We start from the raw sequence: 510 nt of genomic DNA on the forward strand, positions 1-510 counted from the left end.
CATGGCACGGCGGGGCAAGGCAGGGCAAGGCAAGGGCTGAATCCTCAGCGGTTAGGGTGCGAATCCTGACCGGTGGGTTTCCACCAAGGGCGTGGCTAGGCATGGCATGGCGTGGCTAGGCATGGCGTGGCTAGGCAAGGGCTGAATCCTCAGCGGTCAGGGCGCGAATCCTGACCGGTGGGTTTCCACCAGGGTCGAGGCTCGGCCCGGCACGGCACGGCGTGGCTTGGCACGGCAAGGCGTGGCTTGGCAAGGGCGCTACCAAGCGCAACACACAAGAGGAGCAAACAATGCAATCCATCAATCTCGAATTTCGCGGCGAAGACGCATCACTGCTGCTGCACTCCGACCGCGGCGCCAATCCGCTGGCAGCGGAGACCATCGCCCACAAGGCGCTCACCTCAAAACGCAAAAAAACCGACGAAGACCATATCGCCATCGCGCGCTCGGAATACATGCTCGGGTTCTACCCCGGCAAGGCCGTCGTCATCCCCTCGACCAATCTCAAGA

1 protein-coding gene is annotated in these 510 nt (G+C 62.5%); it reads left to right on the forward strand.

The window, feature by feature from the left end:
- Positions 1-290: 290 nt before the first annotated feature.
- Positions 291-510: hypothetical protein (locus tag CKO40_RS23885; RefSeq protein ID WP_200348951.1), on the forward strand; the 220-nt coding region annotated here is incomplete at its 3' end.

The sequence above is a fragment of the Halochromatium glycolicum genome (genome assembly GCF_016584085.1).
GTDB lineage: Bacteria > Pseudomonadota > Gammaproteobacteria > Chromatiales > Chromatiaceae > Lamprobacter > Lamprobacter glycolicus.